We start from the raw sequence: 24,930 nt of genomic DNA on the forward strand, positions 1-24,930 counted from the left end.
TTTGACTTTCCAGAAGCAGGCTAAATTCTCGAACCTTCATCCAAATGCTCTTGTGAGTTGGTCTTTACTATGGTTTTCTTACCGTTATCATATCTCCAAATATGAACACCTGTATCACCTGTCGGAATAGTTACTGGGGCATCATAAGGCAAATTTAAAAAACTTCTAAACAACATTGAGATCATACCTCCGTGAGATACGATGCATATTGTATTTAAACCCTTAGCTTGATCTAGAAATGCCAATAGCTTGGATATGAAGTTTTCAGCTCTTGCTCTAAATTGTATTTCGGTTTCACCGCCCTCTATAGATTCATGACGCTTTCGCCCTCCTACCGGGAAGGGATATTTAATCCGTGCTTCTTCGATTAACATTCCTGCGATTACGCCATTGTTAAGCTCCATTAAATCTTCATCCAAATTTATAGGTAGTTGAACTTTATTAGATATGGCTTCCGCAGTTTCTTTCGCTCTCTTGAGAGTACTCGAATAGATCAAATCCGGCTTGTAATTATGATAAATCCAGTCAGATAGCTGCTTTACTTGTTCTCCCCCTAATTCCGTTAAAGAGTAGTCAGCTCTTCCTTCACAACGCTTTAAAATATCTGCTTCCGACTGTCCATGCCGTATAACTAATATTTCTACCATGAGCTTTCCCCCTATAAAATTTACTTTAGGACGTTTAGCATTTTACAAGCGTCTTAAAAAAGTTACTCTAAAATGGGCTCAAAACCGAAATCACCGCTTGACGAAGTCATTCGATTCCGTCTCCTTATCCGCCTAGCCCTGGACAAAAACTTAAGAACGGTAATGACAGCGCACACGACTTTATTCGAATTTATTCGACTTGAAGCCACTGCCTGCTCCCAAAAAACTGCATTTATACATCCTTTAGCCGGTATTTCCGAAGTCTCATAGAATTCATGCAAATGTGCATTTATTTTTTCATTCTTAGCTAAAGCGGAGTGTTTTCCATGAAAATGGATGTACTTTTGCAGGTTTGTTCTCACTACAGCAATTCCGGTAGGAAAATAACTGCATGTTTGCAGGATTTTGCGAAGACTAGTGGTCGTGGAGGGTCAAGTACTGATTTTGAGGTTGAGCCCTAAAATGAGTGTATTGTTTTTTATATAATGCTCTATTATGGATTTATGAGTTTCAGCGACAGCTATTGATTCTAGCTCTGATCTATTTATATATTTGAGTTCTAATGATTCATCACTGCAAACTAGCCTCTCATACGGTTCAACTTCCACCTTGTAAGCAATTGTAATAATTCGTTTCACGTTTCCATCTGGGAATTCAATATTAATGATTCATCCTTCTTTATTGCACCGCCTATTATCGCCCATTTTCCACTATCGGTTCTTTTTTCCATTAATAATTTATTGTCATTTTCGATTAACGCTACCACACCAACACTTGTAGGCTGGTTCGGTGTCGGAGCATCTATATTTTTATAATAAAATCTTGCCTCTCCCATACGAAGTGCCACATCCTTTCTTCAAAAAAATATCTATTACAATAATACCTTATTATGGAAGTGAACCGTAAGGTTTTTTCGAGGAATAATGTGGGATTGCAGAGTCATTGGCATATGGACGAAATACGAGGTAAAATAGAGATAGATGTCGAATGGTGGAGGTGGAGAACGGATGAAACCAATGGTACATTGCCCAAAGCGATCACGAAAAACGCGGTATGGACAGGCATTAATGGTTGTAGGTATTGCAGCGGCACTGCTTCAGCCGTATTCCACTGTAGAGGCCGGACTATTGGATCGGGTTAAAGATATATACCAGCTGCCGGAGCAGGTGGAGAGCATTCAAAAAGAGTTTGATGCGACAAAGCAGCAGCTGCAGGAGCAAAAGGACAAGCTAACCGAGACGGTGCGGCAGTCGATGCAAACGGAGGAGCGACTGATCGCTCAAAATAAGCAGCTACAGGAGCAGAATGAAGCGCTCCAAAGACGCATCCAATCTATGGAACAAACCGCACAGGATAAAAATGCTTTTACACGAAAAATAACAACGATAGCTATAACGGCCGTTATTCTTGTTTTAGGTTATTTTGTATTAGGTCGCGTGCTTAGGATAACGGTGTGGAGACGGCAAAACAGCAAGATGAAGCAGTAAAAGGGTAAGAAATCGGCGCTGGTCGGGATTGGGAGGGGACAGGCTTGAATATTTCCTATGAGCAATCCGGGCAAATGACGCGATTAGCTGCATTGACATTGGACTTGGGCGAATCCGTGCATGTGCTTCATCCGAATCAGATCGTTGCTTTCCAAGGAGCGCCTTCTCTGCGTGAAGACTCATTCATGAAGCTCTCAGGGATGTATCGAAAAAAAAGAATGGTGCAATCGCGAATCCGCGGGCCGGCCCGCTTTATGCTCGGGCTGCCGGAGGGCTACTCTTTGGGGACGGTTGATATCAAGGAGGATGACGACCTGCTGTTTGAATTTCGTCATGTCCTGTTCTATTCAGAAGGGATGAGCTTCCGGACCCATATACAGACTCTACGCAATGCGCTGATGACACGTGATTTTGTGAAAATGCGATTTCAAGGTCCGGGAAAGCTGGGGCTGCTTACTGCTGGCCCCTTATATCCAATCGAGCTTGATCCGGGTCAACCGCTGTATGTCGATATAAGCTGTCTTGTTGCTTATCCGCAGCATGTCAGCTTAACCCCATGTGTGTACGGCAATACGTTAGCCAGCCAGAATATGAACTACCATTGGGAGATAAAAGGCTCGGGTACCGTGCTGCTGCAGCCGTGTAAGCCTGATAAACTATTAAACGAGCAGATGCAGAGCGACAGCTTGATGCGGCGCATACTAAAAGAAATCATTCCGTTTGGCGGAGTGTTTATCAAATAAAGCTAACAACCACGTAAAAAAGCCCTCGCTTAAATCCGGATTCTCCGGACAGCAAGGGCTTTTAATTCGTTAAGGCTTCGTCGCTAAGATTTCCAGCTGCGACACGGCATCACCGACAGTGCGGTGGGTGAGGATGAGCAGGAAATCATCCTTATAGTAGCTGTTGGTGTAGCCCCCAGTAATAGCCGGCTGTTTCAGCTCAAGAATACGGTACCCTTGCGCGTTCGGCTTGGTTGGGTCTGCGAAGGTTTCAATGACCGGCTGTATCAGAGCTAGCGGCTTGCTGCCCCACAAAGTCACCAGCGTTACCGTGGCTTCCTTCGGATTCATCGGTGTCGTTTCTACATTAAACGACATCTGGTAGTTGGGGTAGCTGAGCTGCAGCTTGGCGATGTCTGTGGCAGCCGCAGCAGCAGCAGCTGCAGGAAGTGTCCCGGCGGCCCCCGCAGCCCCTGCTGCCGTAGGCAGTCCGCTGGCAGGCGCTCCTGCGGGTGCTGTACCTGCGGTAGCATCCGGTACGGCAAGCTGCGCCAATGGATCTGGCAGGCCCAGCATGGTGACCTCGCCAGGCTTGCCCAGCAGGTCTTCGAGCTTCTTGCTGGACAGCCCGATGAAGCTTTGCAGGCTGACTGCGCCGCCTGCGAAGAACGACTTCAACAGCGGAGCGCCATCGGCATCGAATAAAGTGCCTATGCCCTCGTAAACGCCGTTTTTGAACTCGCCTTTGTAGACGAGCTTCCCTGTACCGTCCATCGCTTCTCCTGCACCTTGGTACACACCGTTCAAGAAAGAGCCTTTGTATACGGCCGTTCCTTTGTCGCTGAAGGCAGTGCCTTCTCCGTTGTACATGCCCGCTGCAAAAAGCCCTTTATATTTCAATAAGCCTGTGTCGTAAAATTCCGAGCCTTCCCCGGAGAATCTGCCATTTTTAAACTGGCCGTCATAGAGCAGTATGCCTTTGCTGGTGTACAGCTTGCCGGCCCCATTATACTCGTGTGCGGCAAATTCTCCTTCGTACAGCAGCGTTCCTGTTGCATCGAACAGCTTTCCTGCGCCGCTGTAGCGGCCTGCGTTGAAAGCCCCGTCGTATTGAAGCGCCCCATTAGGGTAGTACAGCTTGCCAGTCCCGCCGAATTGGCCGTTTTGAAACTCGCCGATGTAGCTAACCTTTTTATCCGCTGCATAGAGAGTTCCTTGACCGTTATAGGCATCCCCGAGAAACTGGCCTTTATATAGCAGTCTGCCTTGTTCATCGTTCAAGGTGCCTGCTCCATTTTTTTGACCCTTATCCAACTCGCCGTCATACAGTACGATCCCTTGCTTTCCATACAGCTTGCCTTTTCCTGTAAACAAACCTTCGACCAAATCACCCTCATACTTGGAGGCGCTTTGCTCATCGACTACTTTAGCGGTTCCTGAGTAAGTTAAGCTTTTGGAAGTATTCTCCTGAAGGACAGGTACCCGATTGAAGAATTTGTTAATCATAGCAGGGGGCTTGATAAATATGAAATAAGCGAGCACCAAAATGACAAGCGCAATAAACAGCAGCAGTCTCTTGGAAACATAGTACTGGCCAATAAGCACATAATTGCGAAGAGAGGTTTCTTTGGCCACAAGCATGCGCTTCAATATGTCCTGGAATTTTTTGATGATGATCCCGGGCAGCTTTTTCGCGTCTTGCAGCGGTTTAAGCAGCTTGGTTATTATAGGCGACAAAACCGGCCTAAAAACAGCTTCGACATTTTTTACGAATCCATTCATCGACGTTCTCACTCCCGCTTACAAAATCGCCCGCATGCCGCAGGACATGGGACACCTGAAAAACAGAAAGCCGCAGCAAATTTAGCTTATGGCACTTGGATTGTGGCTTGACCCGGATTTGCGACCTGGATGACGCCGCCCCAGTTGCACATACACTTGGAGCTATTGTTGAGCGCGGGCATATTGGCAATAAGGACAGTAGGCGAACCGGGCGCCCATGGAGCAGCTGTGACAGGTACGCAGGGCATGGGAGTGAGTACACCGAAGGCAGCTGCTGTTGCTGCGGCAACGGTTGGGTTGGAAGGAGAGTTGCACATGCCAAACGGTGTAATGTTCATTATTGGCTTATTATCCATAATATTAGCTATCGGCATAGAGGTCATGACGAGGTTCATAGGAAGCACATTCAAGGTACCGGGCGCAGCGCCGAAGGTACATTGAATCATAGCGCCTCCACAAACAAGCATTCCCATCGAATGAACCTCCCTTTAGCCCTAAAAATTTGAGTTATAATCAGCCTTCCGGCTTCAGAACGAGTCGTATGTAAAAGCGAACATATAGTAGAAACAATTAATTTAATAGTACTAAAAAATACCCAATGCGGCAATAAAATCCTTTTAAAGACCTAATTCGTCCGTATTCGTGTTAATTTTCCAAAAAGAGGATGCGATATGCCTACAAGTATTGTACTATTAAACTATGAAAATGGGACTCGGAGGGATTTGCTTTGGATGTCGCAAAAGGTGTCGGACGCTGTCTGGTGCTGCTCCTAATACTGAATCATATGTTGGTTGGTTTGGTGTCGGCTGCTCCTGGTGATAAGGTAAGGGAGCTGCCGCTTAAGGATGCCGTACAGTTGGGTATTAAGAACAGTCAAGACATTCGAGAAGCGAAGTCGGAAGTTACCAAGAAGAAAGTGGAGCTCACCCAAGCGCAGTACGCAATAAAGAGCGAGGAAGCCAAGGATTCAAGTCTGTTTGCCAAGCCAAGAAACTTAAGTAAGGATTTGCAGATTCGTCTGAAAATTCCTGAGGCACGCAAACAGCTGCTTATTGCGGAGGAGACGCTCAAGAGTAAGACTCGATCGGTTCAGAATGACATGGAGAAGCTGTATTGGAATGCCGTGCAAGGCATGCTTGCTGAAGCGGTGTCGCAGAAGAAGCTGGACGCAGCCAAAAAAGCGTTGGATGGCGTTAAGACGATGCAAAAGCTGGGATTAGCGGATCAAGCGGCTCGGGAGCAGGCGGACAAGGCTTTGGAGCAAGCAGCATCGGAGCTGAAGCAAGCACAGCTGTCCTATAAATCGACCCGACTTGCGCTTGGAGAGAAGGTAGGACTGGATCTGGAGTCGGGTGTGACGCTTTCCTACATCCAGGACTATGCCAATTTGAACCAAGCAATGCTGGAGAAATATACTTCAGGCGCAGAAAAGACGAATCTGGGGCTGCTTCAGGACCGAGAGGAACGCAAGCTGGCTGAGGAGAAGTTCAATACAAACCGAATGCTGTATAGTGCAAAGTTTGGTGAAGCTCGGATGAAAGTCATTGAGAGCATGTACCAAATGAAGGATATGGATTATGACCTGTTTATGGCCAACTATGATGTGACATTGGAGAAAATAGGTACGGATTGGCAAGGGTGGGTATGGCTTGGTATTATTCCGCTTCCTAAAATTTTGCTTCAGGGGGAATATGACGGATTAAGGTATTTCGATGATATTCGGCAGTCGCTGCCGATCTCGATGATGGATCAGAACAAAGCTGTTTTGAAGGAAAAAGAAAGCCGGAAAAACGTGATTTTAGCGATCAGGCAGTCGTATTTGGACGCGAAGGGCGCGGAGGAAGCCTACGCCCAATCATTGCGCGTTAGAGATAAAGCAGCTGACGGGGTTGAGGAAGCTATTAAGAAAATGAAGCTCGGACTTCTGAAGACAGATGAGCTGCAGAAGCTTATAGAAGCGAAAGAGCAAGCAGAGCAAGCCGTTACCTCAAGCTGGATCAGCTATAAGCTGGCCTTGGGCAAGCTGAATTTTGATTCAGGCGGTGAGGTGGAGCTGACGTATAAAGAAGGGATTTTGCCGTATCGTGAGATTGATGATGGTTTGGCCAAAATCAAGCCGCCTCAACCGGAAAAGAAAGGCCCTGCGGGCAAATGGGAATTGAAGCCGTCAGTTGGCGAGCTGATGAGTGATTTCGCCATACAAGCGGATAAAGGGCTGGAGGCAACTGATTTTGCGATCTTTACTGCTGAAGGGAAGCCAGTTGGCAAAAAGAAGCCGATCAAGAAACGGGTGAGGCATTTAAGCGTCATGTTCAGCCAGCCGGAAAACTTGAAGGTGGTGCTGTTTAAGAAAAATGAGGTTGTCGCCGAAGGTGCCCTTGCAGGTAATGGGACATCGGGTACGATAGCCTTCGATAAGCCGGGGGAATTAGCGGCACTTCCTGCTGTGAAGGAAGCTGCACAAGCTTCAGCCAAGCCGAATGTAGAGGTTGAGAAGGGCGAAGCGCCGGAAGGAACCTTGATTATTGGCACTTATCGTATTCCTGTGGAAGCCCTGACACCTGAATTGTATAATACAGCCAAAGCTACAATGGCAGCATCGGGACAGGGTGTGTTCTTAAAATCGGAATTGTCGGGAGGAGCTTGGGTTTCCAACGAAAATGCTATGGACTTGAAAGCGATGGAGGATCCCAATGGATCGGCAGTGGTTGCTCCTGAGAAGATAGCAGCACTTAAGCTGACTGTTGAGCTTAGTGAGTCTGGCCTAATAGCGCCGCTGCTCACTGCTGCGCAGATGGTTCAAGAAGTTGAGGCTCTTAAAAAAGATACAGAGCGGTTAAAGCTGGCCAAGGAAGAGGCAGTGGCGGCGAATAAAGGTGCGGACATTGCCCGCTTGTCTATTGAGCTAAAGGATGCAGAGGCGCAGCTGGCACTGATGCAGGCGTTGCAAGCCGGTGACCAACAGGCAGCGTTTAAGCAGATTGCGCTGGTGCATAACCCGGAAGCGCTGCTAAAGCAGTTGGAGGCGGAAGCGGGCAGTGGCGCGAGCGGAGGAGCCGCAGGCGGAGCAGGCAGTGGCGCAAGCGGAGGCGCCGCAGGTGGAGCAGGCAATGGCGCAAGCGGAGGCAGCGCAGGCGGAGCGGGCAGTGGCGCGAGCGCCGCTGTAGTCGAGCAGCGCAAGCAGCAGCTGCAGCAAGCGCTCGCTGCGGGCGATGCCGCAGCTGCGTCTTCGCTGGCCGCACAGCTGTCGGAAGCGGCCATGCAGCTAGCTCTGCTAGAGAGCGGCCGTGCCGAGAGCGTAGCTGCGCTGCAGGAGGCGAAGGCCAAGCTGCAAGCAGCTGTGGCGGAAGCGCAGAAGCAGAAGGACATGCAGCGGGCTGAGCAGCTTCTGAACTCGATAGCATCACTCGATAATGCGGTGCTATCTGCACAGAAGGAAGCGCTGTTCATGCAATTGGATGCGATTATGCAGTTGCCTTCTCAATTGCTGGACGGGGAGCAGCAGGTTAATGCAGTGCTTCCTGAAGCGGTTCAAGGCGTGCTGGCTCAAGAAAGCAAGCAAATTTTAGAACAGATTAAGAGCGTTGAGCTTGAGAAATACTCGAAAGAGCAATTGGTGCTGTTGAGTGAAGCCGCTGCGGAGATGAAGCAAGCCTACGGCGATTCAATGCAAATTTTTCCGGTTGAAAATGTAATTTCTCCGGATTTGTCGATTCTCTTTGAGGTCCCTCCTGCTATAATAAATGGAAAGACCTTTTTGCCGATAAGGCCGGTTTCTGAGGCATTTGGAGCCGTTGTAATCTATGATGAGGCTGCTCGTACTGTCACTATCAGTCATGAAGGTGCAATGATTGTATGTACAATAGACAGTACTACTGGTTATGTGGATGGTGAAGCCGTATCCTTGGACACGGCACCCGTTTTAATTGCGGGAAGGACGTTTGTTCCACTTCGTTTTATTGCTGAGACGATAGGACTTGGGGTGCATTGGGACGAGGGGACGAGGACGATCCTGGTTTCTTCCCAATAAGATTTAACAGCTAGTAGTTTGCGTAAGCAGACTAACATCGGGAGCCTGAACTCAGTGGGGAAATCAACCCGCGAAGCGGACTGTTTGTAAACGGACTTTACGAGCTTGCGAAAATGAGGCGATGAGAGAACGATGAAGAAGTATATAGCGGTTTTGCTGCTCGTGCTAATACTGGCTGCCGGGGCAGGATATTATGTGTATTTAAACAAGGGTACGCTAACTAGCTCTCCTTTTCGTAAGGATTTGCCGTTCGGAAGTGTATCCAATGCGCTTGTCGACGAGGAGAACAATCTCTATGTGATCGACAACTCCAAGAAATCGATAGTTAAGCTGAATTCCTCTGGAAATGTTATTTATACCGTGAGCACGAACGATACTGGCGGTGAAATCTACCATTTTAACGAGCTTGCGGCAGATAAACAGGGCAACCTGTATACGGTCAAAACGACGCTTGATTCTTATGGCCTAACTGTCAGATCGGAGCAGATTATCCGCCTTACACCGGAAGGGCAACAAGATCAGGCTTTCTTTCGCAAAGACTACAGTGAGTCCGAGCGCAAAAGGTATCGTATAGGCAGCCTGAAATCACTGAAGGTTCAAGGCGATGTATTGTCATTTTTTGTGGATGATTTTAATGAAACTATACTTTATCAAGCCGCTGCCGGCAGTACAGAGCCTAGAGCTGTCTTTACCGCCAAGCTTCCCGAAGGGAAGTATTTGGCTGGAGTTGCAGGAACAACCGTGGGTCAGATCTATGTTTCCGCCCGAAGCGGTGAAATTTATCGCATGCAGGAAGGCGGACGCTACGAGCTTATTTATCCTTTACCTGGCATAGACCGCTCGTATAGAAATTTTCCGGAGAAGCTTAATTTGGATCGAAAAGGCCGTTTGCTTTATATAGATTACTACGGAGAAACAATCAGTCGGATAGATCCTGCCAATCCGTATATCGTGGAGGCGCTGCTAACCAAAGAAACAGCCAAGCAGCAAGGTATGGAAATTTCCTCAGACGTTATGCCGACGATTGCTCTTGGTGCGGACGATAGCTTGCTTGAGGTACATGAGGGAATGATATTGCACCAAAGCCCGGATGGAACGATTATAGGAAAGATAACCGGAGGAACGTATTCTACGGAGGCCATGGGGCATAAGTGGTTCGTTTGGGCTTTAGCGGTAGTTGGGCTGCTGCTGTTTGCTTTTGCGGTCAAATTGCTCTATTTCAACATAATGAACCGAAGAATCTCGCTCATGCTCAAGCAGATCATTGTTTTCGTACCGGTTATCGTTGCTTCAATGGTTCTGCTCTCCTATTTTATTTATACGAACTTTTCCCAAAAGCTTGAGGATGAAACGATTCATGAGCTTTCTTTGCTGGCGCGTAATGGCCGGAATTTGATCGATGGCGACAAGCTGGAGAAGATGAGCTCTCCACTGGAGTATATGAGCAGCGATTACAAATCGTTTCGTCAAAAAATGGACTCTGTTTTCGAAGGAAGCGATGAAAGTGGAAACAGAGGCTTTTACAAAGCGCTCTATAAATATGAGGATGGCGTTATTTATCGGATCATAGAGGATGCGGACGACGTCAACATGTTCAACCCGTTCCCGCAGACGGAGAAGAACCAGGAGGTAGTTAAGCAGGGTAAGATTGCTACGGACCAATGGCAGGATGAAACCGGCTTCTGGATTTATGCATTGGGGCCCATTTATAACAGCTCAGGCAAAATTGTCGGTCTCTTCGAAACAAGTAAAAACATGGAAGGTATTCTTCAGCACAGACGTGAGCTGCTTCGTAACATCATTCAGAATATCGCTGTGATTACGTTAATATTACTATGTATCTTTATGCTGATGACCTATCTGATGCTTTCATCGATACGCAAGCTGCGCAGCAGCGCAATCGCTATTTCCCAAGGAAATTGGGATACGGTTGTTGATATTCGAACCCGCGACGAGGTTTCTGATCTGGGAGACAGCTTCAATATGATGGCAGAGCATATTCGCGGTTACATTGCCAAGGTGACACGGGTAAGCGAAGCCTATTACCGTTTTGTGCCGCAGCAGTTTCTGAAATATTTGGATAAGGACAGCATTCTGGAAGTTCGGCTTGGCGATCAAGTTGAGCAGGAAATGAGCATATTAATTGTTAATATACGGTCCTTCTATTTACTGTCGAAGAAGTTGACACCTGAGGAAAATTTCAATTTTATTAACTCGTTTTTGAATCGTTTTGGTCCTTATGTCCGCAATCATGATGGGCTGATCAATAAATATGCGGGAGCGGGCTTTATGGCGCTGTTTCCTAACGCTGTGGAGCAAGCGCTGCTTTCTTGCATCGGAATGAGAAAGGAATTGGATCTGTACAACGTACATCGTGCTCATTCCGGGTACCGGCCTATCGATATTGGTATCGGGCTGCATAAGGGCCCTCTTCGGCTTGGAATTATCGGGGAGGAGCAACGGCTGGAGGGGAATGTTATCTCGGATGATGTCAATCTGGCCAATGAGCTGGAGAGACTGACTGAGCCATTGGGAGCTTCCATTCTAGTTTCTGACTTTATTATTCAATCGCTCAGTGACCGCAGTATATTTCAGTACCGCAGCCTTGGATTGATTAGGGTGGAGGGCAAGGAGGAGCCGCTGCAAGTATTCGATGTGTACCATGGAGAATCGGATACAGCCAGAGCTTTGAAGGAAAAAACAAAAGCATTGTTTGAGCAAGCGGTAGTGCTGTATCAGGTAGGGCGCTTTTATGACGCAAGAGAAGCTTTCGTGCAGGTCATCAAGATCAACCGTCAAGACAAAGCCGCAAAGCTATATTTCTATTTATGTGATGAATATTTCCAGAACGGTACCACAGAAGAATGGAACGGCACATTGTCCGTGTCCTAAGCTCGAGGTAAGACGGGGGAGTAAGCCATGAATGAAATTAACATTGTAACTATGAAAACGGAAAGAGAGGCACAGCGGGTCAGTCAGTTTTTTCTTTCGGAGCAATCATTTGACGATCAGCGTCATACACCCGGAGAGATCGAACACTTTCGCAATAAGCCTCTGGAAAGCTTGGGACTGCAAACACATCAGCATTGGTATGTGGAAAACGAGGAAGGTGAAATCGTAGGTGCCATAAGCGTCACCGAAAATGAGCATAAAACAGGCGGGTATTTGTGGGATTACATTGTGGTACGTAAAGATTACCGGAAGCGCGGGATTGCAAATAGGCTCTATGAAACGCTTCTGGAATTTGTGAAGTCGCAGAAAGGGCGTTATATACTAACCTACACCTGTGACTTGGAGGAGTACAGCACGATACGGCGAATTTTTCATGAACGGGGTTTTGAGCACATAGGCAGTTACCCCGATTATTATTATGAGGGCGAGGGCCGGATGGCCTTTTTGAAAAAGCTTTAGTTGGCGTCAACCCAGACAAATGCGCTCGTTCTTGCAGGACAGCGGAGCCGTTTATCCTCGGCGGGATATTTTACATAGACAGGACTTGATGGTTGTTATGAGTACGATAATTCGATTGCTTGGGCTGCGTGCGGAGGACTTGCGTAAGCTGTGGGTTATGCTTCCGGTGTTTTATTGCGGCGGTATTGCTGAGCTGCTCAATTATACAGCGTTTATGGCTCTGTTTAATCAACGGTTCGGAGTGCAGTTTTTACCATTCGTCTATATTGCGGAAGCGATAATTATGCCTTTGGAGGGCTGGTTATTGGCAAAGCTGGCGGAAAAGCTGCCAAAAGCCAAGCTGATGCGAACGTTGTATGTTATGATGACAGGCTTGCTGCTGATCAATGGGTTCATTCTCTTGGGATTCAAGCTGGGGGAAATTGACTATCGGTATTATTATCCGATTTTATTTATTTGTTCCAACTTCGTTGTGCGCCAGCTGACCTTGCTGCTATGGAGCACAGCGTTTGACTTGTGCCCGACACAGCAAGCCAAACGTGTGATGCCTATTTTTGTTGGCGCTGCGATGGTAGGCGGTATTACAGCCGGTTTTATTGCTCAGCAGGTCACTCACTATTGGGGAACGGAAGCGGTATACTTACTTTCCCCTTGCTTTTTGCTGCTGGGATTATGGAATTTCCGCAAAGCGATCGCGCAATATTTGGCCCCGCTTACGATTAAAAACGAAGTCAGGTCGGGTGCATTGGAGACGGCTGCGGCATTGGACCCTGGTGCATCGTCAGGAACTTATATTAGGCAGATGGTGCGGAATCCGTTTCTGATCTGTGCTGTGGCACTCATGACCTTGATGCCTGCCTTATACTTTTTAATGGAGTACCAGTATTTCACCACAACGCAGCAAGCTTATCCCAATGAACGTGACTTAACGGCTTATTACGGTATGATTATTACGATTCAATTCACGGTCGCCCTCCTGCTGCAAACCTTCGTTGGAAGATTGATGAACTGGCTGGGTGCAAGCAATATGCTGCTGGGGATCGCAATAGTGTTTATTGGCGGATTCGGAATTTCCGCTTTATTCCTTGACACTCCCCTCGGGCTTGCTGCGGTATCAGGAGCTTACGCGATTTTTTATATTTTGCTGTATTATACGGCGGAGCCTTGCTATCAATTGTTTTTCAAAATGCTGCCGATTTCGCAACGAGATGGAGTTCGTTATGTAGCTCAGGGTATAGCCGCTTCAGGAGGTATTTTGCTTGGGGCGCTGCTGTCCTTGCTCCATTCGGAGGGTGTGCTGGAGATTCAGCTGCAAGCGATTATCGGGGTCGCCCTTGCTGCATTGTTGGTAGTCGTAGCTTGGTTCGGACGTAATTTGTACATTAAAGAGTTGGTCAAAAGTGTTCAGTCGTTCCACACCGATTTGTCCGATATGGCGGCCTCCTTTCTCGGGGGGATGCGCAATACCAAAATGCTTCAGGGGGTGCTTGAACATCTCGACGACCCTAACGATCACGTCCGTGAATTGGCGTTGGAGATGATCAGCAAGGCGAAGGATTCCTCGTTCCTCCCCCGGCTTGTCGAGTTAATCCGCGATAAGAATCCGCGTATCCGCATTGCAGCTTTGCGTGCGATGAACCTGCAGGGAGCTACTCTTCAGGAGCTCGTTCAGGTGGCTTCATTCCTCGAAGACGAGGAACCTGGCGTACGTGTGGAATGCGTCAAGCTCATTGCGAAGGCGGAGCATCTAAAAAGCCAATCGCATTATTTTATCCGCATGAAGCTTCTGGATTCTCATCCTCAGGTGGTAGCAGAAGGGATTAGAGCAATCTATGCGCTGCAGAGCGAGGAAAGCTATCCGGCCTGTGATGAGGCGATTATTAAGCTGCTGGATACCGGCGGTGAGTGGGCAGTTTATGGCTGTGGCGTTATAGCTGATTTGAAGCTATATTCGTACACGGATTGGGTCCTGTCGCTTCTGGATGACCATCGACCTGCAGTCAAGGTGGCGGCGGTTCATTGCTTAGGTAAGCTGAAGCATGATGCATCCATTGGATCCTTATTATTAATGTATCCTAGAGCGGATCAGGAGCTGCGCAAAACAATCGTTCAAGGCTTGATCGATATGGGTAGTATTGGAATCGCAGCTCTGATGGAGGGCCTTCAAAACCCCCATCCGCTCATATGGGATGCTTGCTTGGCTGCTCTGTCGGATTTGCTTCCAGAATCGCAGATCCGGCAGACTCTAGTGGAGTCGTGCGTGAAGCGGATGCAGGACTCAAGCAGGGAGAAGGCGCTATCCTCTGCCATCCGCGCGTTAGGTATGGAAGGGCTGGCCGATTTGGCAGGTCAGCGCTATAAGGAAATTCGGATCGCACTGTGCGATGCGGCATGGTCGGTTCTGTCGAAGCTCGCGGATGAGCGTGTAGTAGCCACTGTGCGGGAAACGGTACAGGATGAGAATGAAGAGATTCGCGAGAATGGTTTGGAAGTGCTAGCTGAAGGACTCGGTGACCGGAAGCTTGCTTACGCGCTTCTAGATATGCTGAGGAACGGCAACGAGGCCGAGGCAGATGCACTAGAGGATCCAAGGGTCGTACTGGAGCAGGCTTGCCATTGGTCGGATGATTGGCTGCGAAGTATTGCGGCACACGCTTTAGACAGAGAGGTGCAAGACGAGATGGCGAATGATCAGAAGCTGTTGTCGATGCTGGATAAAGTTATTTTTCTTAAGCAGGTATCCTTATTTTCTGACGTATCGGTCGACGAGCTTGGACTTATTGCAGGCATTACACAGGAGGAAGTGTACCCCGATCAGACCTTTTTGCTGCGGCAAGGGGAGACCAACTCGAGTATGCATTTGATTATCGAAGGCAATGTTGAGCTGAGCAGCGTTTCTTCTAACGGCTTGGAGAGCACGCTCGGCGTTCTGGGCCCCAAGCAGGCAATTGGCGATACAACGGCGTTGGATCAGGCCAAATCCTCTATTACGGCGCAAGTGATATTCGATGAAGTTCGGGTGCTTTCATTACGCGGGGATAATTTAGAGAGGTTGGTTCGTTTGTATCCGGAGATTGGCATCGGCCTATTGCATGCTTCGAGTGCCCGGGTGCGTCTGCTCGAATCGATGCTGACCAAGATGGGATAACGGTAATGTGAAGCGGGGAGGGATCGCATGAACAAGCAAGTCAGTATGGAGCTGAGAAATGATCTGGCGGAGCTTATTCGGCTGCGAGATTGGTTTATCGAATGGTCAGGGCCCTTGTCTATCGATCCGAAAATGTTATTTCATTTGAATCTTGTCTGCGATGAGCTAATTACGAATACAATTTTATATGGGTATGGGGCTGTTGAAGAGCCTGAGGAGCATATAATTGAAGTTCACTTGACTGTGGATGGGGATGATATTGAGCTGTTGATCACAGATGACGGTATTGCTTTTGATCCATTGTCCCTGGCAGCAGCTGATATAACATTGGGTATAGATGAACGGGCGATTGGCGGTCTGGGGATTCATTTTGTAAGAGAAGTGATGGATGAGGTTGCATATGAGCGGATTGGGGAAAAAAATACGATTCGTTTGAGAAAAATAGGGCAGCGGCCCTTAGAGACGGAGGGGACAGCATGAATGTAATGGAACGAATAGTTAACGGTGTTGTGGTGCTGGATATTCAAGGGAGGCTGGATGCCAATACATCGGGAATCCTCGAAGCCAGTTTTCTTAAGATGATTGAGCAGGGGAATACCCGATTTGTTTTTGGGTTGGCTCAACTGGAGTATGTGAGTAGTGCGGGTCTGCGTATTCTACTAGTTGCAGCCAAAAAATTAAAAGCATTGAAGGGCAGCTTGGCTCTGGCACAAATGACTGATAATGTGAAAGAAGTGTTTGATATATCGGGGTTCAGCACTATTTTTACGATTTATGGGACAGAGGCTGAAGCGCTGGGCGCAATAGGATAATACGGAATAGCGGAGCCGGGAGGCAGGTGAAGGAAGATGGGCGATATTCCATTAGGGTGGTTATTGGCAGTCGTGCTCTTGCTGCTCGTTGTGGCGGCTGTGGAATGGAAGCGGCGTGAGGCAACGACGGAGCTGCAGAGGACGCATCAGTTATTTGAAGTCAGCCTAGAGATCAACTCGACAATTCTTAAGCAGGACCTGCTGAAAAAGATTATGGATACAGCTTCCCTTGTAACCGATGCTGAGGCATCCTCTGTTATATTGGTCGACCCTGAAACGGGAGATTTATTTTTCGAGGTTGCACTTGGGGAAAAAGGCGATGAAATCCGCGAAATTCGTCTGACCATGGGGGAAGGGATTGCCGGATGGGTGGCGCAAACAGGAGAATCGGTGAAGATAGATGATGCATCTCGCGACTCGCGCTGGTCTTCGAAGGTAGCCAATCGTGTGGACTACCCCACGCGAAGCTTGATGTGCGTTCCCGTAACAAGCAAGGGAGCCATCATTGGCGTGCTGCAGGTGTTGAACAAACGAAATGGCAAGCATTTCAGTGACAAGGATCTGAGACTGCTGCAGTCTATTGCTTCGCCAACGGCGGTTTCCTTGGAAAATGCCATGCTGTACGATGCTTTGGAGAAATCGCTCAGGGCCCTAAGCGATACGGTCGCGGCCAAGGAACGAATGGAGAGCGAGCTGAGAATTGCACGCGATATCCAGATGGGTTTCTTGCCTCGCGGGGTGTCCTCAAGGAGATCCGTTCCTATTCAGATGGGCGGATTAGGGGAGCTTCAGGCGGAAGAGCTTGATGTAGAAGCGGTAGCGGCTGGTGAAGTGTCCTTATTGTCAGAGGAGCAGCAAGAAATTCCGGCTAAGGTCCGTTCCGTTATCCGTCCCGCTCGCGAGGTGGGCGGTGATTTCTATGATTACTTTACACTGGACAGCTCGAAGCTTTTCTTCACATTAGGCGATGTTTCGGACAAAGGGATTCCTGCGGCGCTCTTTATGGCTGTAACGATGACGCTCATCAAAGGAAAGATGACGCCGGACATGACGCCGGGGCAGCTGCTGACTGAGGTCAATAATGAACTGTACAAGGATGAGTCAGCGATGTTCGCGACGATTTTTTGCGGGGTATTGGACATGCAAACCGGGAAGCTTGAGTATAGTGACGGCGGACACTGTACGCCTTATATAATCCGAAGCAACGGAGCTGTCGAACCGCTTAGAGGAATCAAGGGCGTACCGCTTGGCGTAATGGATGATCGGATATATGCCGACAATACGGTTATGCTCGAAGCAGGTGAGACCATTGTCCTGTATACGGACGGAATCACCGAAGCTGAGGATTCACAGCTTCGGCAGTACGGTACAGCGAGATTATACGATGTATTAGGTGGTAAGCTTGCAGCGGAAGGCGAATCTGGTCTTTCTGTACAAGAACTAATGGAGCGGATTTTGAACGATGTCGACCAGTTTACGAATGGAGCATTGCAATCCGATGATATCGCGATGCTTTTAATAGAACATAATCGGATTGGATAGGAAGATATGGAGCAGAGAATGATTTTCTCCGTTTGGGATATTCTGCCTATCAACAATATGATATATTAGTAATACTAGATTACGAGATGCGAAGTATTGTTTGATATAAGTTTATCCAGGAGGTGCAGCATGCCCATCCATCAATCACGACAAAATGGCAAATCGTCCGCTATGGCTAATGTACAGAGAAGATCGAACTCAGCAAAGTCTGCTTCCAACGCGATTCATTCACCACATAACGGGCAGCAACTAACCGCCGCTAGTATGATGAATTTGCAAGGAACCATCGGCAACCGTGGTGTACAGAGAATGATCTCGGGTTCGCAGGACCATGGTGTTGGCAGCCGATTTCCGATTCAAACGAAGATGGCCGTTGGACCTGTAGGCGATAAGTACGAGCAGGAAGCCGATAAGGTAGCTAGCCAGGTCGTGCAGCAGCTGCAAACGAAGCCGGCAACGGATTCGGTTCAGCGAATGGAGCAGTCGGAGGAAGAATCCGAAGAGCTGCAAATGAAGCCGGCGGCAGAGTCGATTCAGCGAATGGAGCTTCCGGAGGAAGAGTCGGAAGAGCTGCAAATGAAGCCAGCGGCAGAGTCAATACAGCGAATGGAGCTTCCGGAGGAAGAGTCGGAAGAGCTGCAAATGAAGCCAGCGGCAGAGTCGATACAGCGAATGGAGCAGTCGGAGGAAGAATCCGAAGAGCTGCAAATGAAGCCAGCGGCAGAGTCGATACAGCGAATGGAGCAGTCGGAGGAAGAATCGGAAGAGTTGCAAATGAAGCCGGCGGCAGAGACGATTCAGCGAATGGAGCTTCCGGAGGAAGAATCCGAAGAGCTGCAAATGAAGCCGGCGGCAGAGACGATTCAGCGAATGGAGCTTCCGGAGGAAGAATCCGAAGAGCTGCAAATGAAGCCAGAGGCTGGAGGCGGGTTCGATGTGACACCTTCGGTTGAGCAGCGTATACAAGCCAAAAGCGGAGCCGGCTCGCAAATGGATTCGAAGACGAGATCCGGTATGGAGCAAGCAATGGGGGCTGATTTTAGTGATGTTTCCATTCATAATGATGCGGAATCGGGTAAACTTAATGAGGAAATTGGGGCACAAGCCTTCACACAGGGGAATGATGTATTTTTCTCCAACGGGAAATACGATCCATCTAGCCCTCAAGGACAAGAGCTGTTGGCCCATGAATTGACTCATGTGGTGCAGCAGCGGGGCAAATAGTTTTTTTTGATTCAGCTGAACGGATAAAAGTAAAGAGACATCTTACGAGGCTCATGCCTCAGAGATGCCTCTTTTTGCTGTGCTGAACCTCTTTTTGACAGAGGAGAAATTGCGTGCAATTAGAATCTAGTTTTGCCGAAAAAAAGTCGTAGGCTGTGACTGAGGCTGTACTTGCGAAGCCTGGACAAAGCTGTTCATTTGATGAATTACTTGCTCTACATGTTGTTGTGTCTCAAGTAGACGGCGTTTTTGAGCATCCAATTGAATATCAATTTGAGATTGCGCTTGCTGCAGATCCTGCTGCACTTGCATTAACTGCTGTTGGGCTTGGCGCACATTTTGTGTAAACGTGCTTAGACCTGAAGCGGTCAACGCTTGTTGGGCTTGTTGAGCCTGTTGGAATTGCATCATCTGTTGGTCCTGCTGGAATTGCTGATAGGATGGATAGGTGGAAGACATTACTGTAAAACCTCCTGGTGGATGTTATGTAATTGCGCTTCAAAAACCCTTTTATGTGCCAACTTTATTAAGTTGTGAAAAACATGCGATCTTTATGCACGCTCTTGCTGCTCTATATCCATAAACGGAGAAATAGAGGGAAATATGCCATCCATTCACATGCTTTTTAAAGTGCTGCGCGGGAAACGATATAGTATCATCATGCTTTTATTTGAACCTCATAAATACAAAAAACAGAAATAACAAACTATTATTTAGTGTATTGTTAAAAGTAAGTTGATGTGATATTATAAGCAAAATATAAACCATAATTAAAGGAGCGAACCTCAATGAATACAACCAAACTTGGACTAACTGCTGAAGAAGTTATTCTTTCGAGGCATTCCGTACGTAAATACCAACGTGATGTTAAGATACCGGATGCTGAGTGGAATGAAATATTAGAGCTGGCTTTTAGTGCTCCATCCTCTTGGAATTTGCAGCATTGGCGGTTTCTTGTAGTAAAGGAGCAAGCTAATAAGGACAAACTGCTGCCTATAACGTATAATCAGCAGCAAACCTCCGATGCATCAGTTGTTGTAGTAGTGCTTGGAGATCTTCAAGCCAACCTTGTAGCTCCAGACGTATATGAGAAAGCTACACCTGAAATTCGTGATATGATGATTGGTCAAATCAATGGTGCTTACGAGAACAATCCACAGATTGGGCGTGATGAAGCCATCCGTAATGCTTCATTTGCTGCTATGCAATTGATGTTGGCTGCCAAAGCCAAAGGTTATGACAGTGTACCTATGGGCGGTTATAATGCAGAGGCGCTAATCAAGGAATTGAACATTCCAGAACGATATATCCCTGTGGTGGTTATTCCCATCGGGAAGGCGCAAGTAGAAGGTCGCGCAACGGATCGTCTACCACTTAATCATCAGGTTATTGAAGAGAGCTTCTAAGCTTTAAGCATAAAAATCGGAACCGCTGCTCATATTACTGTTAATGCGACAGGTAAAGGAGCGTGCGGTGTGGTACAGAAAGATACGAATCAAGAAAAAATCGGCAGCACTGATAGTGTACAACAGGATGAAGCTGTTATGAGCCGAGCACAATTTAATGCCGCTAACGAGAAGTTGATCGAGGATCAATTGCAAATAAGTGAAGATAAGTTGTTTGATTATGTTCCAGGTGAAGAAAAGTAAATGATAAGAAGCTTGCTCGAAATTGAGTAAGCTTCTTTTTCTTTGCCTAGAGAACTTAAAAGCAAGGTTAAAAGTGCTAATAAAAATATGTTGCCACTGCCTTCTCCCAAAAACCTGCATCTATACAGCCTTTGGGCCGGTATATCCTAAGTCTTATAAAATTCATGCAAATGTGCATTTATTTTCTTCATTCATAGCTGAACCGGATCGTTTTCCATGGAAATTGAGGTACTTTTGCAGGTTTGTTCTCACTAAAGCAATTTCGGTAGAAAATAACTGCATGTTTGCAGGCTTTTGTAAGGACCGGTGATGGTCGGAGGAGGGTCAAGCACTGATTTTAAAGTTGAGCCATAATTAAGTGATCCATGTAATGGTGAGGCAGTGGGCTATGTCGAATTTTTACGTAAAACGTTTTGTTGATCCAGCAGAGCAATGAATTCCTTTGCCGCCGGGGAAAGATGTTTGCTCCGATGATAGATATAACTGATTCCTCTTCGAAAGGTTATCCCTTTTATTGGAATCTCAACGAGCAAGCCGTGTTTGGTTTCCTGTTTGATTGCAAAGTTGGAAACAATAGATACTCCGAGTCCATGAATGACCCCTTGCTTGATAGCCTCCAGATTGCTTATCTCCATATAGTTGGGTGGAGTAAACCCGTTTTCGGCAAATTTTGCTTCCAAAAAGGTCCGCGTAGCCGATTTATTAGGTTTCAAAATCAACGTTTCATTTGCCAATTCCTCTAAGGTGCACTCTTCCTTTTGGGCCAGCGGATGCTCGGGGCTTACGATTAGAGCAAGCTCATCCTGGTAAAAAGTTGTGGCTTGAAAACGAGCTTGATCAATAGCTATTCTATCGGACACAACCAGGAACTCCACTTTGTTGGACTCCAGCATATGGATCAAGTGATTGGAGGATGTAATATTCATGTTGATTTTAATGCCGGGATGTTTCTTGGTAAAGTCACTGAGGATTGCAGGCAGCAGATACACCCCGACAAAATTGCTCGCTCCAAAGGATAAGGTTCCGTAAGCCAAGCTCTCGAGCTGCTTAATATGCTCTTTAGATGAATGAACCAGATTAATAATTTGCTCTGCGTAGGGCTTGAAATGATTTCCTTGATTGGTTAAGTACAGTTTTTTCCCTATACGGTCAAAAAGCGGAACCCCAAGCTCCTCCTCCAAACTTTGGATTTGCATGCTGACAGCGGGCTGCGAGCAATAAAGCTGCTCCGCTGCTTCGGTGAAGTTCAAGCATTCCGACAAGGTAATAAAGGTTTGCAGCTTGGTTAGATTCATTTCCGCCATCCTTCTCGTAAAATTAAACTATAATGTTTTCTTATTATAATCCAATTTAAATCAAATTGTTTAATAATATTACCGAAGATATAATGAAAATGCAAATGAAAATGAGGGATGCTGAAAGGGAGAAAGTGATGTTCACAAACTGGAAGCTGGGTACCAAGTTGTTTGCTTTGTATGTCATCGCATTTCTGGCATTAACCTTGTCCACCGGATTAGCTTTATTGACGATGGGGAATGTGTCCGGGCAATTGATTCAAATTTTGTACGTGGAAAGTTATCAAATAAGCTCCCTTATTCTGCGTGCAGATAAAGATTTATATCAACAGCTGCTAAATCAAAGAACCATCGTTCTTACAGAAATGCCTGAAGAAGAATACAACAAGCAAATGCAGCATTACAAAAGCAATCTGATCAATATTCGCAATCGCATGCTGGAGGGAAAGGAAATATTCGAGAAAAGCCGCGCGAAATACGAAGGCATTCTTACTGAGAAAACCCGGAAGAACGTTTTTGATAATTTGGACGATTTTTTTCGGCAGTTCGATCATTGGCAAAATCAGACGACAGGTTTGGTGGAAAAGGTGCCCATGGTACCGATAAAGGACCGACAAAAGATTTTGAATGAAATCGTAACCTACGATGTTCAGTTTGAGGAAGCACGGAATACGCTCAAAGAAATTCGTTACCTCATGGATTCAATAGCCAAAGAAGAGGTGGACAATGCGCATCAAATAACTAGAGAAGCACGAAAAACCATTCTCCTTATAGCGTTGATCCTCTTTCTTGCAGTTTTTTTATTGGGGTGGTACGTGATTCGTTATATGGTCAGATCAATTAATCAAATTGTTCGCGTATCCGACCTTGTTTCCAAAGGGAGGCTGGCTGTGGAACGTATCCAAGTTAAGAACAATGATGAAATTGGTCTGCTGGCTCAATCCGTCAATACAATGACAGATAACCTTCGTCAGCTGATCCATAATGCAAGTGAGACCGCAGAGATGGTTGCCGCTTCGTCGGAGCAGCTGCTCGCCGCTGTTGAAGAAGGAGAGTTCACGGCGGACAAAATCCGGGAAGGCTCCAGAATGGTTTCAGAGGGGAGCAAGCGGCAGAATGAAATGGTTACTCATACTTTTGAAGCTATTAAATACATGTCCGAAGGTATGTCTGCTATAGAAGGTAAGGGTCAGACCGTTGCACGTTCGTCGGAAGAAGCTCTTTTGGCTTCACAGGATGGCTGCATATCGGCACAAAATGTCGTCAATCAAATGAAGGAAACCAATGATGCGGTTAATAAGACATCGTCTATCATTCTTCAACTGGGAGAGCGATCGGAGGAAATCAGTAAGATCATCCATACTATTAACGAGATTGCCACCCAAACGAAGCTGTTGGCGCTCAATGCTGCCATTGAGGCTGGCAGAGCTGGAGAACACGGCAAAGGTTTTGCAGTAGTGGCGGAAGAAGTGAAGAGGTTAGCAGAAATATCAGGGGAATCTACGATAATCGTTGCAGATGTTATTACGGATATTCGCAGTCATACTCAACATGCGGTACAAGCCATGAAGCTGGCCGCTGAAAAGGTGCACTTGGGACTTGTAAAGTCTGAACAAGTGATAGTTGTCTTAGAGATGATTCAGGCAAAAACGACGAGCGTAACGGAAAATGTGAATGGCATGTATGAAAGTTTAGAGCATATGAAACGTGAAAGCGTTAACATCTTGCGAGCAACAGAGGAGGTGAGCAGAGTTGTCGATGATAATACCCAATCCAGTCTTGATAACGATATGCGGATTAACCAACAGGTTTCATCTGTAAGGGAAATATCCGTATTGGCCAGATCGTTGTCAGAAATCGCCGAAAGAATGGATCAGCTGTTAAATAAATTTAGCAAATAATATTCAGTTTGGAGATGAGCTGTTTGCAATGTGGGGTTGGTATAAGCGGGACGGGGAGAATCGGGCGGTTATTAATTAGAAAAATATTATCAGATAATACCCATCCTATTCATTTGAAGGCAATTAACACGTCATATCCTACTCATATAATCGCACATTTATTGAAATATGATTCCGTGCATAGGACATGGGAGGCCGACATCGAGACAGGAGAAAACTATCTGCTCATTAACGGTCAACGGTTAGAAGTCACGTCCGAGAGGAATCCGGAACTTATTCCGTGGAAAGACTTGGGAGTCGACTTGGCGGTTGATGCAACAGGAAAGTTCAATGATCGTAAGGGGGCGCAAAAGCATCTTCTTGGCGGGGCATCCGCCGTACTGTTGACCGCACCGGGGGAACAGGTGGATCTAACTATAGTTATGGGAGTAAATCAACAAGACTATGATCCTATGAAGCATATTTTACTCTCTGCCGCTTCCTGCACTACCAATTGCTTGGTACCTGTATTAAGTATATTGGATCGGTCGTTTCACGTGAACCACGCCTGGGTTACTACTATTCATTCTTATACGAATGACCAAAGACATCTGGATAATCCTCACCAGGATTTGCGCCGTGCGCGTGCCTGCACACAATCCATTGTTCCAACCAGTACTGGCGTAGGAAATGCCCTTAGGGATGTTATGCCCCGCCTTGCTCCTGTAGTTCACGGTTTATCGATAAGGGTTCCTACACCAGATGTGTCACTGGTCGATTTGACGGTTGGTGTAAATTGTCGGGTATCGCAGGCTGATGTACGAAATGCGCTGCAGTCAGCGGTAAAAGGGGAGCTTAGCAGGTATGTTGAATATACCGAAGCCCCGTTAGTTTCGATAGATTTTATAGGATGTGAGAAATCTGCGGTCATCGATGGTCTGTCTTTAGCAGTTCGAGATGATCAAATTAAACTTCTCGCTTGGTATGACAATGAATGGGGATATGTCAGCAGAGTGATGGATATTTTAAGTATGGTTATTAATAAAAAACAGGAAGTGTTTAATAAATATGGATAATTACAAGGATTCATCAATAATGTTGGGAGTCATTTTGTGCAAGTACTGCGGAAGTGAAATCGCGACGGTAGATACGGAAAAAGTGACTATATTTTATAGCGACTGTAAACGTGAGGTTTGTCGAGAACCTGGAAAAGGGAGAGTAGACGAATAAGGATAAGCTAAAGAAAAAACAATAAGGTTTCCTTATGATAACAAGAATTAAATCAAATTGTTTTATGATTT

21 protein-coding genes are annotated in these 24,930 nt (G+C 46.8%); 15 read left to right on the forward strand and 6 right to left on the reverse strand.

Annotated elements, in window-relative coordinates; genetic code table 11:
- Positions 1-20 precede the first annotated feature (20 nt).
- Together NV381_RS21635 and NV381_RS21640 are read right to left on the reverse strand one after the other, a co-directional pair.
- On the reverse strand, positions 21-647 hold the full coding sequence (locus tag NV381_RS21635; RefSeq protein WP_258215360.1) for a histidine phosphatase family protein: 627 nt from the start codon (positions 645-647) through the stop codon (positions 21-23).
- 634 nt (positions 648-1,281) lie between these two features.
- Positions 1,282-1,482, reverse strand: a complete 201-nt coding sequence (locus NV381_RS21640; RefSeq protein ID WP_258215361.1) for a hypothetical protein — start codon at positions 1,480-1,482, stop codon at positions 1,282-1,284.
- 172 nt (positions 1,483-1,654) lie between these two features.
- On the opposite strand from NV381_RS21640, the gene NV381_RS21645 reads away from it, so the two are divergent.
- Together NV381_RS21645 and NV381_RS21650 are read left to right on the forward strand one after the other, a co-directional pair.
- On the forward strand, positions 1,655-2,134 hold the full coding sequence (locus tag NV381_RS21645; RefSeq protein WP_258215362.1) for a DUF3450 domain-containing protein: 480 nt from the start codon (positions 1,655-1,657) through the stop codon (positions 2,132-2,134).
- 44 nt (positions 2,135-2,178) lie between these two features.
- Positions 2,179-2,877: an AIM24 family protein gene (locus NV381_RS21650; protein ID WP_258215363.1), complete on the forward strand. Its 699-nt coding sequence runs from the start codon at positions 2,179-2,181 to the stop codon at positions 2,875-2,877.
- A gap of 69 nt (positions 2,878-2,946) precedes the next feature.
- Here the strand turns inward: NV381_RS21650 and NV381_RS21655 are convergent, their stop codons facing one another.
- Together NV381_RS21655 and NV381_RS21660 are read right to left on the reverse strand one after the other, a co-directional pair.
- On the reverse strand, positions 2,947-4,638 hold the full coding sequence (locus tag NV381_RS21655; protein WP_258215364.1) for an MORN repeat-containing protein: 1,692 nt from the start codon (positions 4,636-4,638) through the stop codon (positions 2,947-2,949).
- Positions 4,639-4,724: 86 nt separating this feature from the next.
- A complete protein-coding gene (locus NV381_RS21660; RefSeq protein WP_258215365.1) occupies positions 4,725-5,111 on the reverse strand; it encodes a DUF4280 domain-containing protein in 387 nt (128 codons plus the stop codon).
- Positions 5,112-5,365: 254 nt separating this feature from the next.
- On the opposite strand from NV381_RS21660, the gene NV381_RS21665 reads away from it, so the two are divergent.
- The 8 genes from NV381_RS21665 to NV381_RS21700 all read left to right on the forward strand — a co-directional run bounded on the left by NV381_RS21665 (position 5,366) and on the right by NV381_RS21700 (position 18,805).
- Positions 5,366-8,668, forward strand: a complete 3,303-nt coding sequence (locus NV381_RS21665) for a stalk domain-containing protein (RefSeq protein ID WP_258215366.1) — start codon at positions 5,366-5,368, stop codon at positions 8,666-8,668.
- A gap of 132 nt (positions 8,669-8,800) precedes the next feature.
- Positions 8,801-11,560 carry an adenylate/guanylate cyclase domain-containing protein gene (locus tag NV381_RS21670; protein WP_258215367.1) on the forward strand — a complete coding sequence of 920 codons (2,760 nt, stop codon included), beginning with the start codon at positions 8,801-8,803 and terminating at the stop codon, positions 11,558-11,560.
- A 27-nt stretch (positions 11,561-11,587) separates the two neighbouring features.
- Positions 11,588-12,079, forward strand: coding sequence for a GNAT family N-acetyltransferase (locus NV381_RS21675; RefSeq protein ID WP_258215368.1), 492 nt, complete (start codon positions 11,588-11,590; stop codon positions 12,077-12,079).
- 97 nt (positions 12,080-12,176) lie between these two features.
- Complete coding sequence (locus NV381_RS21680) at positions 12,177-15,227, forward strand: HEAT repeat domain-containing protein (RefSeq protein ID WP_258215369.1); 3,051 nt, start codon at positions 12,177-12,179, stop codon at positions 15,225-15,227.
- 27 nt (positions 15,228-15,254) lie between these two features.
- Positions 15,255-15,707 (forward strand): ATP-binding protein, encoded by a 453-nt coding sequence (locus NV381_RS21685; protein ID WP_258215370.1) that lies wholly within the window; start codon positions 15,255-15,257, stop codon positions 15,705-15,707.
- Positions 15,704-16,039, forward strand: coding sequence for an STAS domain-containing protein (locus NV381_RS21690; RefSeq protein ID WP_258215371.1), 336 nt, complete (start codon positions 15,704-15,706; stop codon positions 16,037-16,039). Before NV381_RS21685 ends, NV381_RS21690 begins: the two co-directional genes overlap by 4 nt.
- A gap of 36 nt (positions 16,040-16,075) precedes the next feature.
- Positions 16,076-17,581 carry a PP2C family protein-serine/threonine phosphatase gene (locus tag NV381_RS21695; RefSeq protein ID WP_258215372.1) on the forward strand — a complete coding sequence of 502 codons (1,506 nt, stop codon included), beginning with the start codon at positions 16,076-16,078 and terminating at the stop codon, positions 17,579-17,581.
- A 129-nt stretch (positions 17,582-17,710) separates the two neighbouring features.
- Positions 17,711-18,805, forward strand: a complete 1,095-nt coding sequence (locus NV381_RS21700; protein ID WP_258215373.1) for a DUF4157 domain-containing protein — start codon at positions 17,711-17,713, stop codon at positions 18,803-18,805.
- 126 nt (positions 18,806-18,931) lie between these two features.
- Here the strand turns inward: NV381_RS21700 and NV381_RS21705 are convergent, their stop codons facing one another.
- Entirely contained in the window at positions 18,932-19,264 is a 333-nt protein-coding gene (locus tag NV381_RS21705) for a hypothetical protein (protein ID WP_258215374.1), read from the reverse strand.
- A 329-nt stretch (positions 19,265-19,593) separates the two neighbouring features.
- Between NV381_RS21705 and NV381_RS21710 the strand changes: the two genes are divergently transcribed.
- Together NV381_RS21710 and NV381_RS21715 are read left to right on the forward strand one after the other, a co-directional pair.
- Entirely contained in the window at positions 19,594-20,211 is a 618-nt protein-coding gene (locus tag NV381_RS21710; RefSeq protein ID WP_258215375.1) for a nitroreductase family protein, read from the forward strand.
- 69 nt (positions 20,212-20,280) lie between these two features.
- A complete protein-coding gene (locus NV381_RS21715) occupies positions 20,281-20,454 on the forward strand; it encodes a hypothetical protein (RefSeq protein ID WP_258215376.1) in 174 nt (57 codons plus the stop codon).
- A 386-nt stretch (positions 20,455-20,840) separates the two neighbouring features.
- On the opposite strand, the gene NV381_RS21720 is transcribed toward NV381_RS21715, so the two are convergent.
- Positions 20,841-21,749, reverse strand: a complete 909-nt coding sequence (locus NV381_RS21720) for a LysR family transcriptional regulator (protein WP_258215377.1) — start codon at positions 21,747-21,749, stop codon at positions 20,841-20,843.
- A gap of 137 nt (positions 21,750-21,886) precedes the next feature.
- Between NV381_RS21720 and NV381_RS21725 the strand changes: the two genes are divergently transcribed.
- Genes NV381_RS21725 through NV381_RS21735 form a run of 3 tightly spaced genes read left to right on the forward strand, consistent with a single transcriptional unit; the run spans position 21,887 to position 24,859 of the window.
- The gene (locus tag NV381_RS21725) at positions 21,887-23,650 is read left to right on the forward strand and encodes a methyl-accepting chemotaxis protein (RefSeq protein WP_258215378.1); all 1,764 of its coding nucleotides are present in this window, start codon (positions 21,887-21,889) and stop codon (positions 23,648-23,650) included.
- Positions 23,651-23,673: 23 nt separating this feature from the next.
- On the forward strand, positions 23,674-24,705 hold the full coding sequence (gap, locus tag NV381_RS21730; RefSeq protein WP_258215379.1) for a type I glyceraldehyde-3-phosphate dehydrogenase: 1,032 nt from the start codon (positions 23,674-23,676) through the stop codon (positions 24,703-24,705).
- A gap of 19 nt (positions 24,706-24,724) precedes the next feature.
- Entirely contained in the window at positions 24,725-24,859 is a 135-nt protein-coding gene (locus NV381_RS21735; protein WP_258215433.1) for a GapA-binding peptide SR1P, read from the forward strand.
- Positions 24,860-24,930 lie beyond the last annotated feature (71 nt).

It is taken from the genome of Paenibacillus radicis (ex Xue et al. 2023) (assembly GCF_024722015.1).
Taxonomy (GTDB): domain Bacteria; phylum Bacillota; class Bacilli; order Paenibacillales; family NBRC-103111; genus Paenibacillus_S.

What these genes read in the sequence shown, in the direction of transcription:
- NV381_RS21675 (WP_258215368.1), top strand. Translation starts at nt 11,588, where the DNA reads ATGAATGAAATTAACATTGTAACTATGAAAACGGAAAGAGAGGCACAG.
- NV381_RS21735 (WP_258215433.1), top strand. Translation starts at nt 24,725, where the DNA reads ATGTTGGGAGTCATTTTGTGCAAGTACTGCGGAAGTGAAATCGCGACG.
- NV381_RS21700 (WP_258215373.1), top strand. Translation starts at nt 17,711, where the DNA reads ATGCCCATCCATCAATCACGACAAAATGGCAAATCGTCCGCTATGGCT.
- NV381_RS21690 (WP_258215371.1), top strand. Translation starts at nt 15,704, where the DNA reads ATGAATGTAATGGAACGAATAGTTAACGGTGTTGTGGTGCTGGATATT.
- NV381_RS21685 (WP_258215370.1), top strand. Translation starts at nt 15,255, where the DNA reads ATGAACAAGCAAGTCAGTATGGAGCTGAGAAATGATCTGGCGGAGCTT.
- NV381_RS21655 (WP_258215364.1), bottom strand. Translation starts at nt 4,638, where the DNA reads ATGAATGGATTCGTAAAAAATGTCGAAGCTGTTTTTAGGCCGGTTTTG.
- NV381_RS21720 (WP_258215377.1), bottom strand. Translation starts at nt 21,749, where the DNA reads ATGAATCTAACCAAGCTGCAAACCTTTATTACCTTGTCGGAATGCTTG.
- NV381_RS21635 (WP_258215360.1), bottom strand. Translation starts at nt 647, where the DNA reads ATGGTAGAAATATTAGTTATACGGCATGGACAGTCGGAAGCAGATATT.
- NV381_RS21695 (WP_258215372.1), top strand. Translation starts at nt 16,076, where the DNA reads ATGGGCGATATTCCATTAGGGTGGTTATTGGCAGTCGTGCTCTTGCTG.
- NV381_RS21640 (WP_258215361.1), bottom strand. Translation starts at nt 1,482, where the DNA reads ATGGGAGAGGCAAGATTTTATTATAAAAATATAGATGCTCCGACACCG.
- NV381_RS21710 (WP_258215375.1), top strand. Translation starts at nt 19,594, where the DNA reads ATGAATACAACCAAACTTGGACTAACTGCTGAAGAAGTTATTCTTTCG.
- NV381_RS21705 (WP_258215374.1), bottom strand. Translation starts at nt 19,264, where the DNA reads ATGTCTTCCACCTATCCATCCTATCAGCAATTCCAGCAGGACCAACAG.
- NV381_RS21725 (WP_258215378.1), top strand. Translation starts at nt 21,887, where the DNA reads ATGTTCACAAACTGGAAGCTGGGTACCAAGTTGTTTGCTTTGTATGTC.
- NV381_RS21645 (WP_258215362.1), top strand. Translation starts at nt 1,655, where the DNA reads ATGAAACCAATGGTACATTGCCCAAAGCGATCACGAAAAACGCGGTAT.
- NV381_RS21680 (WP_258215369.1), top strand. Translation starts at nt 12,177, where the DNA reads ATGAGTACGATAATTCGATTGCTTGGGCTGCGTGCGGAGGACTTGCGT.
- NV381_RS21660 (WP_258215365.1), bottom strand. Translation starts at nt 5,111, where the DNA reads ATGGGAATGCTTGTTTGTGGAGGCGCTATGATTCAATGTACCTTCGGC.
- NV381_RS21670 (WP_258215367.1), top strand. Translation starts at nt 8,801, where the DNA reads ATGAAGAAGTATATAGCGGTTTTGCTGCTCGTGCTAATACTGGCTGCC.